Source organism: Bacteroides sp. (assembly GCF_019417265.1).
Classification (GTDB): Bacteria; Bacteroidota; Bacteroidia; order Bacteroidales; family Bacteroidaceae; genus Phocaeicola.
In genome coordinates this window covers 17,911-33,544 of the sequence record NZ_DXVR01000024.1, presented here as the reverse complement: position 1 = coordinate 33,544, position 15,634 = coordinate 17,911, and the positions used below count along the sequence as shown (strand labels likewise).

Here is a 15,634-nt window from a genome sequence, read left to right as displayed (position 1 = left end):
AATTTGTGAACTCATAATGTTGGTTTTATGAGTCAACTTTTTTCAGGGTAAGACAGTTCTTTTATTGTTCATCAGCCGTTCATTCATCGTTCAGCAAGTATATCTGGTTGCATATAAAACCATAAAATCTTAAGAAAAAACTTGCAATTCAATATAAATCAATTATTTTTGCTTTTGTGAATTTTAAAAATAGAACAATTATGAGAAAATTAGTTTCAATTATTGTGGTTATGGTCTGCCTGTTGCTGGCTGTTCCTGCGCAGTCACAGGTAAAATTTGGTTTGAAAGGTGGTTTGGATATTTCCAAGTTGGATAATAATATTGGAGATAATACTACAGGTTTCTTCGTAGGTCCTATGCTTGATGTCACTTTGCCTATTGTAGGCCTTGGTATTGATGTAGCAGCTCTTTATTCCCAGTCTGGTATGGATGTTAACAATAAGAGTTCAGAGAAACTTAAATCTATAGAAATACCTGTAAATCTTAAATGGACTTTAGGTTTGGGAAGTACTTTTGGAGTATTCATAGCTGCCGGTCCTCAGTTCGGATTTAGTTTAAATGATGGCTGGAAGGAACTGATGGAAGAAACAAATAAAAACTTTGTAAGTGTAAATGTAGGTGCCGGTCTGAAGTTGCTTCGACATTTACAGGTTGGAGTAAACTATAACATTGGTGCAAGCAAACTCGGAGATATGATTGTTGATGAATCTAAAAATCTTCGTTCCGGTGTGAGAAAGAACTCATGGCAGGTATCATTAGCCTATATGTTCTGATTTGATTCTTTTATGATATATCAATCCCCCGTATGTTCATTTTTATGAGTATGCGGGGGATTGTTGTGTTAATATGTAACTAAAATATTTGTGTAATTTGTCTGATGTGAAGTTCTTATTTACATCCTTTATTGACTTATCTATGTTTTTAAGTTTAATCTGTTGGTTTTTCAAGTCATAGTCATACTGTATGGTATAATCTTTTTTCAGTCCCATGCAGATTTATTCTCCATCTACTATTGGGCTTATTTATTATAACGTGCAGCTTATAAATGAAACTGCCAATAACATAAGTTTATTCATATCTGTTTCTTTTTAATTTAATATCAATATGGAAGCGGAACCATCGGCCTACGTCCATAATTAAGTTTCAAACCTGTCTTGTACGCCTCTTCTCCGTGCAGAAGTTCTATGTCCAGTTCTCCAAGATTTACCAGTATGCCCCTTGCCATCAAACCGGCATCTTCATTCTGAATACGTGGAAGAGTTTCAGCATCCTTTCTTATTTCGTTTAAATAAAGACGGATATATTTGTGCTTTGAGGAGTCCAGAGAAATACATTCCAATGAGGAATAACCTATTTTCCTGTCTTCCTCATTGACCGGATTCAGCAGTCGCTTTATGCCTTCCTCCGGATATCCTAAGTATGATATCGCATATGCAGCTTCGCAAGTCACATAAGGGTCTGAATCATTTATAAGTGATTTAAGCTCTTCCGGACATTCGGATATAAATCCTAAGCGTGCCAACTGCGCATATCCTACAGCAGCCCAGAACTTCATTTCCGGATATCGGCTTGTCATGGCTTTCCTGAACATAGCTTCATCCGAAGCCTTTGCAGTACCGGCCAACTCTACAAGATTGTAAAGCTCATTCATCGGGAATTTCTCATTTCTGACTGTATTATAAATAATATTTCCTCTTCTTGTGGTTGGCAGGAAGAAACCAAGATCTACGGTGCTTCTGATATGCTCTGAGAGTGCTTCACGCATATCCTTCAGTATGTCCTGATATTGTGGCAATGTGGATAAATCATGTATCTCTCCCGGGTCATTTGAGAGGTCGAACAACATCTCAGCCGGATGTGCGCTGAAAGTCTGTGCCCACGCTTCGTTGGTGTTATGTCCTCCAAGTACTAATCTATCCCACGCTTTATTAGAAGGCATTCCCCATTGATAGTAGTTTCTTAATGCGAACTGACGATAAGGCATATAACTGCGTATATACTTGTATCTGCCGTCGGATACGGCTCTTACAGGCATAAAATGGTGCAATTGGTTTGTTGCAAACGCAAAATTAAGTTTTCTCTCTTCTTTTGCTGCATATTTGCCGAAGACAGCTTCTCCCTGCATATTCTTATCCGGTTTTACACCGGCCAGACTCAATACCGTAGGTCCGAGGTCTGTAAAATTCACCGGACGGTTAGTCTTTCCTATGATACCATTGGCCAAATGTTTATACTTTTCCGGAAAATACACTACAAGAGGAACCTGTAGTCCACTCTCATAAAGATATCCTTTACCGCGGGGAATACATCCTCCATGGTCGCTGAAGAAGAATATGATAGTATTGTCGTCGAGGCCTTTTTCTTTTAAATCATCAAGATAAATCTTAACCCATTTGTCTACATCCTGCACCGCCTCAAGATGTCCGGCATAGTCTGAACGCACTTCAGGCAGGTCCGGCACATACGATGGAAGAGATAGCTCGTGCGGATAAATCCCCTCCTTGGTATAGTCACGCCTTCCGTCTGTATGGAAAGTCCTTATGCGCCCCATATGTGAGGTCACTGTATTGAAGACGGCAAAAAATGGTTGTCCCGGTTTCCTTTTCGGGCTGTTGTATGATGCTTTCTTGTCGCATTCGTCCCAGCATGCCTTGTTGTCGGATGTAGAGTTATAATGCGTCTTGTTATTGTTAGTACAATAATATCCGGCATCTCTCAGTCTTTGAGGAAAGAATATGTCCTCAGGAGTGTCAAAAGGAACAGGATGAAAATCCATGCCATAGGTTGTAGCATAACATCCAGTGATAAGTGATGAACGTGCCGGTGAACTTTGAGATCCTACCGACCAGGCATTCATAAACTGAATCCCTTCGGAAGCCAACTTGTCCACATTCGGTGTATTTACATCCTTATTGCCATAACAGCCAAATTCCCTGGCACTGGTATCCTCGAATGTCAACCATAAGATATTAGGGCGGGTATCTTCTTTTGCAGAAACTTTATCTGCAAAAGGCAGCCCACTTAAAAGAGCGGTACAGAATAATAAAGATTCTTTTTCCATGATAAAATCATTTTGCGGTTAATTCATTTTGAACAAAAGTAGATAAAAACATTATTAAGTTGATATGAATTTGTTTAAATTTAAACCTGATGTGTGCAATGGACAATATTTAAACTCTATTCAACAATATTAAAAATTTTCCTGTCTTGATTTAAGGTTCACTTAGGGTTCAGCTTTTTCATAAAAGTGAACCTTTTGGCGGAAAATTGCAGATTTCAGTTTTATGGCGGTTTTTATAATATATTGATTAATAGAATGTTATGTTTTTCTCCAAAAACTGCTTACGGTAGAAATATTATAAGGGGAAATGAACCTGAACCCTGAACCTTAAATTGCCTTATGGAGATGTAAAATGATGTTGTGAAAACCTTGAAAATAAACGCTTCGTCGTTTGAACTAAAACGCTTCGTCGTTCGTGTTGAAACGCTTCGTCGTTTTTTTTGTTGCCGGTGGTACAATTTCGGATAAATCAGTAGACTTCTTTTGGTATTTAAGGCGAAATTCGATATTTTTGTAAAAATAAGATGAAACATCTATAAAACATATCATTATGGCATTGCAGGCATATCCGGTAGGAATACAGACGTTCGAAGAAATCAGAACAAAGAATTATCTTTATATTGACAAGACAATGTATATCAGCAGACTGTTGTCGGACGAACTGAAGTATGTATTCCTGTCGCGTCCGCGACGTTTTGGCAAATCTCTGTTTACGAGTACCCTGAAATCATATTTCGAGGGACATAAAGATTTGTTTGAAGGACTGGCTATAAATGAAACGGAAACAAAATGGACAAAGTATCCTGTACTGCACTTTGATTTGAGTACAGCCAAACACCGGACAGAAGGCGAGTTTAAACATTTTATCCATGATATATTAAACGAGAATGAAAGATGTCTGGGTCTGTCATTGCCGTATTCAGACAATATATCAACAAGGCTTATGATGATGATACGGACTGCTTACGAACAAACCGGACAACAAGTAGTAGTCCTGATAGACGAATACGATGCTCCTTTGCTTGATGTGGCTCACGATGATAGTAATCTTGAAAAGATGCGTCAGATTATGCGTAATTTCTACAGCCCGTTGAAAGCGTGTGACCCTTATCTACGCTTTGTGTATATCACCGGAATAACCAAGTTTTCCCAGCTGAGTATCTTCAGTGAACTCAATAATATTACAAACATAAGTCTTGATGTACGGTTTTCCGGCATTTGTGGCATTACTCAGTCGGAAATCGAAACTGCGATGAAAGAACATGTCGATAATTTTGCCGAATGTACCGGTGATACAAGCGAAAATGTACTGAAGAAATTAAAGCAGAACTATGATGGTTATCATTTTACATGGCCGTCCGAAGACATATACAATCCTTTCAGCCTGATGAACTCTTTCCGCGAAAAATTTTATGGAGCCTATTGGTTTGGAAGCGGTACACCTACCTATCTCATAAATGTGTTGCGCGGGTATAATGTACAGCCTTCCGAGATAGGCAATAAGAAAGTGGGGCTCAGAATGTTCGATGTGCCATTGGAAACCGCCACAAGCTATCTGCCTTTGCTTTATCAGTCGGGGTATCTTACTATAAAGCGAGGAAACCGTATGTATGACAAATATATACTTGATATTCCGAACAAGGAAGTCCGTATCGGCTTGATGGACGCTTTGCTGCCGAACTACCTTAATCAGTCAAATAATACCACAGATATTGCCCTTGAGATTTCCGACCACCTGATGGAGGAGGATATTGACGGAGCGTTGAGGGAACTTCAGCGCTTTCTGAAGTCCGTTCCGTACGTGAATGGAGCTAATTCTGAAGGGCATTGGCAACAGGTTATTTATATTATATTCACTCTTCTTGGCGCGCGCCTTGATGTAGAAACGCATACGGCAAAAGGCCGTGTGGATATGGTACTTTATGGGGAGAAGAAAATATGGCTTTTTGAATTGAAACTTGACAAAGATGCCGATGCAGCCATCAGTCAGATAGACAAAATGGAATATTCCGACCGCTTTACATATTCAGAAAAGCCTGTTGTAAAAGTGGGTATCAGTTTCGACAGTAATGAGCGTACACTCGGAGAATGGATAATTGAAGAATAATAACTGATTGCGATATGATTTCGTGAATCGATTTTATAATGTGGAACATACTCTTCCATTTGAATGCAACTAGATTGTATGTTCAGAGTACGGCTTATGTATATGAATATCTTGAACATAAATTGCTTACTGGAAAAATGGTATAATGTAAAGTTTGCACAAAATTAAAACTATTTGGCACAAAATTAAAACATTAAGTCTGTTTTGATAATGAACTAAAACAATCCTGGTATTGTTTAATTGTAAAATGAGCGACCTTTGTGACAAAACAGACTTTATTATGAAAAAAAGCTATCTGCTTATATTATTCCTTATTATAGCATGTTCCCGTCAGAATGAAACTGTCATACCCGGTGACAATGAACATAATACCCCTTCCGAAACGCCGGACGGGTCAGGGGAAGATGATACCCCTGGTGATGGAACGGATGATGAAAATGCTGAATACAAGGACGTTCTCTCACTCCTTAATCTGGAGTATCCAGGGCTTGGAAATGTAAAGGCTGCTTTTGAACAGGGTGATTATCAGACTGCTGCCGGGAATCTTCTTTCATATTATCGTAATAGAACCGGAATAAAACAGCCGGAACTGGACCTGGAAAATATGAAAGTAACTGCCGGTGACCGGAAAAAGGCAGATGATGCGCTCGGACATATATTTCAGGCACATGATGGCTATCCTCCATATTTTTATGGCGATGATATAGACTGGACTTACTGGCCGGTGAAAGACAATGAACTGCGTTATCAGCTTCACCGCCATTACTGGTTTGTACCTATGGGAAAAGTGTATTATCAGACTAAGGATGAAAAGTATGCCCGAGAATGGATTTCGCAATACCTTGACTGGATTAAGAAAAACCCGATGAGCCAGAAAAACGGAACTGCCGCTGAACGTGAAAACTATCGCTTTGCATGGCGTCAGTTGGAAACCAGCCATCGTATTCAAGACCAGATATTGCAATTCCTCCTTTTTAATTCATCACCGAATTTTACTCCGGATTTCCTTATGACATTTCTGTGGAATTATTCCCGTCATTGCGAACGGATTATATATGATTATTCTGAAAAGGGTAACCATCTTCTTTTTGAAGCCCAAAGAATGGTGTATGCCGGAGTGTTCTTTCCTGAATTCAAGAGGGCTGAAGCATGGTCCGACAGTGGAGTGGAGATATTGAACAGGGAGATAAAGAAACAGGTATATGATGACGGAGGGCAGTTCGAATTGGATCCGGGTTACCATCTTGGAGCGATAAACACCTTTTGCAGAGCATTGAGAATGACATCTGTAAATAATGCGAATGACGTGTTTCCTTCAGAATATCTGTCTGCTATCAGGAGTATGATAGAATTTTATACCAATATCTGTTTCCCGGATATGATGCACCCGTGTTTTGGCGATACAAAGTCAGGCTCTGCTTCAGTCATAAAACGCAATTATAGGGAATGGCTTGATATTTTTCCTGATTGTCAGTGGATAAAGTATTATGCCACGGAAGGTAGGGAAGGCGGACTGCTTCCATATGAATCGCATGCCTCAAAAACTTCAGGATTTATGACTTTCCGTAGCGGGTGGCGACAGAATGATGTGGTTATGGTCTTGAAAGCCGGTCCTCCCGCATTTTTCCATTGTCAGCCTGATAACGGCACTTTTGAATTATGGTTTAACGGAAAAAGACTTTTTACCGATAGCGGTTGCTATATATATGCCGGAGATGCAACGGTGAATGCAAAAAGAGAATGGTTCAGACAGACACAGGTGCATAACACATTGACTATGGACGGTAAGAATATAGAGACTACAGATTCTAAACTGTTGTTGTGGAAGCCGGAAGGTGACATTCAGGTGATGACAACTGAAAACCGGCATTACTCAAATCTCAAACACAGACGTACAGTGTTCTTCGTTGATAAGAAATATTTTGTACTCGTTGACGAGGCCATAGGAAATGCGAAGGGTACGATTAACCTTAACTATCATATGTGTGAGACACCATCGGATGTCAGGCTTGTTAAAGGAGAAAATGCAATATATACAAACTATAAAGGTAATAGCAATGTAAAGTTACAATGCTTTTCGGACCATGCAATCACTATGAATGAGAAGGAGGGATGGCAGTCCGTGAAATATAATGAAAAGACGCGTCGTACATCCGTATCTTACGATGTGAAGAAAACGGATGCCACTCCGGTGAGATACATCACTGTGATATATCCGGTAACTTCTGTAAATGAGTATCCTGAAATAGATGCAAGATTTACGGATGGTGGATATTCCAAAGGAAAAATAGGTGTCGAGATAAGTGTCGGAAGTGTGAAGAAAAGTTTGGAATGTGATATAACAGGAGTAACAGATTAAATTGACAAAGGGAAACTTACAGCTTCTCTCATCTGCTGAAACAAACTTGATTTTATGACTATTTGTATGCCCGGAATGAGTCATTACACAAAAATATAATGATTTTGTACAATATTGAAATGTATTGGACAGACTTGTAATTAACTGGCACAAGCTGCACTAATATAGTGCATTAAATTTTAGAACTTTGCGAAAGAGAAAATAAATTGTTCAATTATAAATCTTAATTTTTAAGTATTATGAAAAAGCTATTTTTCTGTTTACTTGGCGGAGCGATGATGCTCAATTCATGTACTGACGATTCCGGCGTATTTGTGCCTGATGGAATCAAGGAACCTACATTGCCTGTAGAAACAAAACCAAATGAAGTGATTAAAGGCGATGTCTTCTCGAAACTTAATCTGGATTATCCCGGACTTGAAAAGGTAAAACAGCACTATGAGGCAGGCGAACATTATCTGGCGGCTAAAGAGTTGTTGGAGTATTACAGGTGGAGGAGTAATGTGGTGAATCCTTTTATTAATACATTTGTTACAGCTAGTACAGTTGATCTTAATAAGGCTAATCAAGCTTTGGAATATCGTTTTTGTGTTGCTAATTATGTAGAGAAGGAGAATACCTCTGCAAAGGATGATGATGTATATTATAATTTCAAGAAAGATGATGGTACTATAAATTGGGGATGGAAACCTGATAATTCGAGTGTTGACCGTGAATTTTATTACCAACAACATCGTCATCAGTGGATGGAACCACAGGCTAAGGCATACGCAGCAACTAAGAATGAAGCCTATTTTAATAACTGGGTTGACGTGTATTCCAGTTGGATGTCGAAGTATCCTTGTCCTAACAAGGCTTTTGTAGATCCGAATATAAAAGATTTGGAAGAAGGCTATGAGTGGAAAGCCTTACAACCTACTGAGAGGGTATTGTCGCAAATGAATATAATACAATATTATTTGATATCTCCGAATTTTACCCCTGAATGGTTGTCTGTAGTGATGAATGCATTTGCCGAATCAGTGGAGATGATTAGAATGAATTATATTAAGGATGGTAATATCAGGGTTTCGCAAGGACAGGCTGTTGCTTCTGCAGGTATTCTTTTCCCTGAATTTAAGAATGCAGAAGAATGGATAAAAGAAGGAATTAATGCTATGGATACAAGTATCCAGTTCCGTAAGGACGGTGTGCATGTTGATTTAGACTTTGGATATCACATCAGTGCCATTACTGACTATTTGGAAGTTTATAAACTTGCGAAAGCAAATAACAGACTTGATATTATTCCTACAGGTTATTTGGAGCAACTTAGAAATGCAGCGCATTTTGTGGCAGATATGATTTACCCTGATTATACTGTTGATAACTTTAATGATACCCATTCTTCTACATATAATAGAAGTGATGTTGATCCTAAAAATAGTGTATTACAGAATCGTTTTAGAGATTACCTGGAAGTATTCCCTGATGATCAGGAATTGCTTTGGTTAGCATGGGACGGTAAAAAAGGAGGTACTAAACCTTCTTGGAAAAGTAAAGCATACACTGATGCAGGATATTATATGTTCCGTAGCAAGAACTGGGATACTAGTCAAAAGAAGGGTATTATGATGATTCATAAGAATAATGAAAATAGTTCACAGAAATGGCATTGTCAGCCTGATAACGGTACTTTTAGTTTATGGTATAATGGTGTGAACTTTTTGCCTGATGCAGGATCATATTCTTATAATGATCCGGATCCTACAGGTATGCGTCCAAAGTATAGGAGATCTACTCTTCATAATACAATGTCTATTTTTACAAAAGATATATATGAGAATCGTCAGTTAGGTAAATTTATATATAAAGAATCTACGGATAAGTATGAAGTTATAGTAACAGAAAATTCTCCATATGAGGCAGGTGTGATATTTAAAGGTGATAAGGATGGAAATAAACCAGAAGGTGATATTAGACATCGTCGCTCAATATTTTTTGTGGATGATAAGTTCTTTGTATTGTTAGATGAAGTTTATTCTACAAGTCCTAATGATAACCATAAGATAAACTTTAATTTCCATTTGTTATCTGAGGATAATGGAAAAGTTCAGGCAACTGTAGAAAATGATCCTAAAACTTCAGAAAATAAAGATTATGCTTTGGCAAAAACAAATTTAAGTGGAAGTAATCTTTTAATTAAAAGTTTTGCCGATACGAAAGGTAGTTTTGAGATGACACCTAAAAAGAAGGCAGATGATATAGCTGTTTCCAGTAAACAGGGTGCTACAGTAGGAAATGTAAGAGACTGGGTTATGATTAATTTATCAATTCCTGCGGGTAATGCTGCTAGGCTTATTACAGTCCTTTACCCATCAGATGGTGCTGCCGGTGACGGAAAAAATATATCTGCAGAATTTATCCATGAAAATGGAGAAGCTGCTGGTACATTTAATCCTAATGGTGCAGCCGTAAAAGTAAGGGTTGACGGTCAGGATTATGAATTAAAATATACATTACAATAATTTATTAACTAATTCTATATACAATGAGAGTGAAAGACAAATTCTACAGTAAAGCAGTCGGTTGTATTATAGCTATGTTAGCTATAGTATTAGGGATTTCGTCATGTAAAGATGATTTCACTACTGACAACACAAGTTTTGCGTTGTATTACACGAGCATGACTGATATTGCTCCTTCTATGACAGGAGTTATTGCTAAACCTACTTATAAAGGTACTGCACCTTACGATTTTAAAATCACAGGTATTACTTATTTTTATAAGAACGAAAAAGGTGAGGAAGCAACAGAATCATATACAGGTGATTGCTTTGCAATTAATACAGAGAATGGTGAAATATCTATCAACAGTACAAGGGATATGAAGACGGGTAAGTATTTTATCTCTGTATCATGTTATGCAGCCGGAACAATGTACACTTTCAATAATGCAGTGGAAGTAAACTTCCTTAAGGCTGTTCCTGAAGGTATAATAGTGAAACCTAACTTTATTGAAGTAAAATTGGCTGATGTAAAAAATAAGGATAGTGAAACTGTATTCCCTACAGCAAAAGTTACTACTGAAAATTCAGCAGAACATATTACTATTACAGGATACAAGATTTCTAACGTTGTAAGATTAGAATCTGACGGTTCAGAAACAATGATCAATAATAATAAGATAGAACTGTTTACTATTTCTGATCATGGAATTATTTCTATTAAAAAGAATAGTGAGGAAGAGTATAAAGATGTTAAGGCAGGTTTGTATAGAATTGATTTGAAACTTACAACGATGGCTTCTTCTAATCTTAGTGAGGAAGAAGGCTTGTTCGTTGATGCTATGAGAATAAATCTGTCAGGTGCTCCAACTTCTATTTCATACGAGTTAGGTGCTATTGAAACAGGAAAAGAAGGTGATGAAACTAAACCAAGAGGTGGGTTTATAAGTTCAAAACCTTTGATAGAAGGTTCTCCTATTAATGCTGTTTATGAAATTACTGCAATAAAGAAAGTACAAAGTTCAGGAGGAACTTTGATTGATGCATCTGATGAAGAAAAAGCGTTTTTCTCTATTGATGAAGCTATAGGAGTTGTTTCAGTTCCTAATACTCATACTTTTACTAAAGGAGATGTATATAAAGTATATGTGAAAGTCACTAATCCGGAAGGTGATTGCACAAGTACAGATGATAATGCTTTGACTGTAAATGTAGTTGAATGGGTTGATCCTCTTGTGGATTTTACATACACAATGGGTAATATGAAGCAAGGAATGAGTTATATATCAAGCAAACCTCAAGGTGGTGGTTTGGATGCAGCTACTAATGTGGAATACTCATTTGTTGATATGCCTGAAGAATATGCAGAATATTTCTCAATAAACAATACCACTGGGGAGGTAAGCGTAGCTAAATACAACACGCTCCCACAAGGTACATTTGAAGTAACTGTAAAGGCAAAAAATTTCAAGAGTGAGGCTCAAGGTAAATTGGCGATAAACGTTGTAGAAAATCCTAATTATTTTACATATATTAGTTACGGTAACAATCTAGTGGATGACCAAACACCTGGTAGCATCTATGATAATCAGTTTAGATTTACTAAATTGGATGAGGTAAGGGTTGTTAGTCTAAATCCAAAAACAGACATACAAGAAGGGTGTAAGATGACGTGGAAATTGGCAGGTAAGCATCATTCTGCAAATATTGTTATTGATACAAATACAGGTGAAATTACTGCAGCTGATGTAACACAAGATAATTTCAATAAATATTCTATGGCTGTTTTATTCATTACAGCTACTGTGGGAGAAGGTAATGATGCTTTTGATCGTACATTCCCTGTATTTATTAACTATTCAAAGCCTGTTGCGGGTGTTACCATAGAATATACTCCGTTCGTATTACGTGTTAATCCAAACAATGGTGGAACTTCATTGCCTCCTGTAATAACTGGTAATAACATTGACTTGTCAAAGGTATATATCGATTATTACAATACAATTAATTATTTCAATCTTGAAGGATGTGATTCTGAAGGGATACCGTTTGACGAAGGTCGTGTTGATCAAACCCCAGGATGTAAATTCTTAAAAAATCTATGGAATGAAAATGGGGCTTCTGGTAATTATGGAACTAATCTTCCTGTTTCATATTGGGATGGAAACAAGGTGAAAACTAATCCTTCAGACTATTTGGCATACATAAATAATGCAAAAGTTGATAATAGGTTCTCAGTTGTTGTAAATCCAAAGAAGTGGTATTACGATGGATGGGCAGACGGAGTTCTCACTGGTAAATTCAAATTCAGTGTTGATGGAACAAATCCTCCTGGAAAAACAAACTCGGATTTCTACCTAGCTATATGGTTTGATAAAGACTATGTAAATGAGAATAACTGATTTAAAATGGTGTTTAAATACCATTCAAAAAAAATAAAGAAAAAAATTAATAAATAGACTATGTATCTAATAAATATATCAAAAAGTATAGGTCATAGAAGTTTTATAACGCTTCTTGCACTGATATTATCAGTAAGCCTATATGCACAAAAAACATTGAACGGTACGGTGGTTGATGAGGCCGATATGCCTCTTATAGGTGCTACTGTCGCAGTAGAAGGAACATCAGGCGGTACTATTACCGATATTGATGGTAATTTTACTATAAAAGTTAAAAAGGGCGCTGTTATTAAGTTTTCATATGTTGGTTACAAAGATCGTAAACTGACATATCAGGGACAGAATAATGTTACAGTAAAACTTGAACCAGATGCAAAGGTTATAGACGAAGTTGTAGTAGTAGGTTATAGCTCAATGAAAAAGACAGACCTTACCGGTTCAATTGCTTCAGTAGCGGCCGAAGATTTAAAAGGTTTCAAGAGTAGCTCAATTGCAGGTGCATTGGGAGGACAAGTAGCCGGTGTTCAGGTTGTACAGGCAGATGGTGCTCCAGGGTCAGGCTTCAGTATCAACATCCGTGGTGTAGGTACACTTACAGGTGATAACTCTCCTCTCTATATTGTTGATGGTTTCCAGGTGGATGATATATCATATCTTTCTGAAGCTGATATAGAATCAATGCAGATATTGAAGGATGCTTCTTCGTCTGCAATTTACGGTTCACGTGCAGCGAATGGTGTTGTATTGATTACAACTCGTCAGGGAAAGGAAAGCAAACCTGTAATCAATTATAATGGCTCAGCCAGTCATCGTAATATTTCGAAGAAGTTGCCGGTGTTGAGCCCGTATGAATTTGTTAAGTTGCAGGTGGAATTGAAACCTGAATTTGCCAACACATATTATAAAGCCGGCAATGATGATAACGGAGTGCCATATCGTTATCAGTCACTTGATGATTATATAGGAGTTGGTGGTGTAGATTGGCAGGATGAAACGTTTAACCCTACTTGGTCGCAAGATCATAACATTACTATAACTGGTGGTAATGACAAGAGTAAATATGCCGGAACATTCTCGCGTTACGATGAAGAGGGTATCTTCAATAATAGTGGTTTTGACCGTACAACAATGAAGTTCCGTTTTGATCAAAAAGTAGCAAAAAATGTTTCATTCAATGCTACAATTAATTATGCACAAACAAACAGACGTGGACAGGGAACATCAGCTGATAACGGACGTTTCAATATGTTGGCACAGATAATCAGTGCACGTCCAACTGCTGGTTTAAGAATGACGGATGAGGAACTTCTTACAACTGCTATTGACCCTGAAATATTGGAAACCGGTGAAAGCCTTGCACAGGTGAATCCGGTTATGCAGACACAGAGCGTGACAAATAAGAAAAGAGCTGAAATGTGGTCTGCAAATGCTTCTTTGAGTTGGGAAATAATAAAGGGATTGACATTCAAGACTGCCGGAACTTATAACACAACAAATACACGTAATGACGTATTCTATAAAGATGGTTCGAAGGAGGCATACCGTAACGGACAGAAACCTTATGGATATAGTCAGATGATACGTGATATGCGTTGGGTGAACAGTAATACTCTTACATGGAGGCAGAAAATTAAGAAACATAGCTATACAGTTATGTTAGGACACGAAGTGTCTTCAAAGAGTCAGGAATGGTTGAAAGGTTTGGCTATGGACTTCCCTATATATAATAATGAAAATAATAATTTAGGAATGGGAGCTACACCAAGTGAGGTTTCTTCAAATTATTATAATAACAGTCTGCTTTCATTCTTTGCACAGACTACATATAATTATGGTGACCGTTATTTGCTTACAGCGACAATACGTGCCGATGGCTCAACAGTATTCTCGCCAAAAAATAAGTGGGGATACTTCCCTTCTTTCTCTACTGCATGGAGATTAAGCGAAGAGGATTTTATGAAAGATATTGAGTGGATTTCTAATGCTAAAGTGCGTTTTGGTTGGGGACTTGTTGGTAATGACCGTATATCTAACTATTTGTCAATGGATCTTTATACAAACGGAAAGTATGGTATCGGCAATTCACAGGTTACTACATTGACTCCGAAACAGCTCCAGAACTCTAACTTGAAATGGGAGGCTTCTTCTACAGTGAATTTAGGTATAGATTTGGGATTTTTTGAAAACAGATTGAACGTTACTGCCGACTTCTTTATAAAGAATACTAAAGACCTGCTTTTGTCGCAGTCTCTTGCGCACTTCACAGGGTTTGACTCACAGATGCAAAATATCGGTAAGATACAGAACAGAGGTATAGAACTCAGCCTTACAAGTACAAACATACAGAAGAAGAACTTTACATGGGATACAAACTTCAACATTTCATTCATACGAAATGAATTGAAATCATTGGCAAGTGGAGTAGATGCAATGTATGCACGTTCTGGTTTTGACAGTAACTTTACTCAGTATGATTATATTGCAAAGGTTGGCGAATCGCTCGGTTTGATTTATGGCTATGAATTCGATGGAATATATCAGGCTTCGGATTTCTATGTTACTCCGACAGGTCAGTATATTCTGAAAGAAGGCATAACAAACAACGTTCGTCAGGATAATGGTGCATTGGAACCTGGAGACGTGAAGTATAAAGATCAGGATGGTGACGGAATCATAACAACAAATGACCGTACGGTGATAGGACATGCACTGCCGAAGTGGTATGGTGGTATCACAAACAGTTTTAATTTTTATGGTGTTGATTTCAGTTTTATGTTCCAATTTAACTATGGCAACGATGTTTACAATGCAACACGTTTATTTGCAACACAGTCACGTAGTGAACGTAAGAACTTCCTTGGTGAAGTAGCAGAAAGATGGAGTCCTACGAATGCTTCAAACAAAGTCCCTAAATATGATGGTTATATAGTTAATGATGTTTATTCACGATTTGTTGAAGATGGTTCTTTCCTTCGTCTGAAAAATGTTACATTGGGATATACAGTTCCACAGAAATGGACGAAGAAATTCCATGTTTCTAAACTAAGGGTTTATGCAAGTGGACAGAACTTGTTATGTTTTGACAATTATAGTGGTTACGATCCTGAAGTAAATTCTAAGAATAGTCCTATGACACCGGGATTAGACTGGGGGGCTTATCCTAAGAGTCGTATATATACTGTTGGTCTTGATATACAGTTCTAATATCCTAAGTGACAA

Annotated in this window: 7 protein-coding genes; 6 read left to right on the top strand and 1 reads right to left on the bottom strand. The window is 37.7% G+C overall.

Annotation, left to right across the window (positions count from 1 at the left end; translation table 11 throughout):
- Positions 1-200: 200 nt before the first annotated feature.
- The gene (locus QZ379_RS04990) at positions 201-773 is read left to right on the top strand and encodes a porin family protein (protein WP_291558930.1); all 573 of its coding nucleotides are present in this window, start codon (positions 201-203) and stop codon (positions 771-773) included.
- A gap of 326 nt (positions 774-1,099) precedes the next feature.
- Here QZ379_RS04990 and QZ379_RS04985 read toward each other — a convergent pair whose 3' ends face one another.
- Complete coding sequence (locus QZ379_RS04985; protein WP_291558928.1) at positions 1,100-3,061, bottom strand: sulfatase; 1,962 nt, start codon at positions 3,059-3,061, stop codon at positions 1,100-1,102.
- A gap of 550 nt (positions 3,062-3,611) precedes the next feature.
- Between QZ379_RS04985 and QZ379_RS04980 the strand changes: the two genes are divergently transcribed.
- The 5 genes from QZ379_RS04980 to QZ379_RS04960 all read left to right on the top strand — a co-directional run bounded on the left by QZ379_RS04980 (position 3,612) and on the right by QZ379_RS04960 (position 15,619).
- Positions 3,612-5,168 carry an ATP-binding protein gene (locus QZ379_RS04980; RefSeq protein ID WP_291558926.1) on the top strand — a complete coding sequence of 519 codons (1,557 nt, stop codon included), beginning with the start codon at positions 3,612-3,614 and terminating at the stop codon, positions 5,166-5,168.
- A gap of 280 nt (positions 5,169-5,448) precedes the next feature.
- Positions 5,449-7,527 (top strand): heparin-sulfate lyase HepC, encoded by a 2,079-nt coding sequence (gene hepC, locus QZ379_RS04975; protein WP_291558924.1) that lies wholly within the window; start codon positions 5,449-5,451, stop codon positions 7,525-7,527.
- Positions 7,528-7,766: 239 nt separating this feature from the next.
- Entirely contained in the window at positions 7,767-10,034 is a 2,268-nt protein-coding gene (locus QZ379_RS04970; protein WP_291558921.1) for a heparinase II/III family protein, read from the top strand.
- Between the two features lie 23 nt (positions 10,035-10,057).
- On the top strand, positions 10,058-12,415 hold the full coding sequence (locus tag QZ379_RS04965; protein ID WP_291558919.1) for a surface glycan-binding family protein: 2,358 nt from the start codon (positions 10,058-10,060) through the stop codon (positions 12,413-12,415).
- Between the two features lie 60 nt (positions 12,416-12,475).
- The gene (locus QZ379_RS04960) at positions 12,476-15,619 is read left to right on the top strand and encodes a TonB-dependent receptor (protein ID WP_291558917.1); all 3,144 of its coding nucleotides are present in this window, start codon (positions 12,476-12,478) and stop codon (positions 15,617-15,619) included.
- The last annotated feature ends 15 nt before the right edge of the window (positions 15,620-15,634 follow it).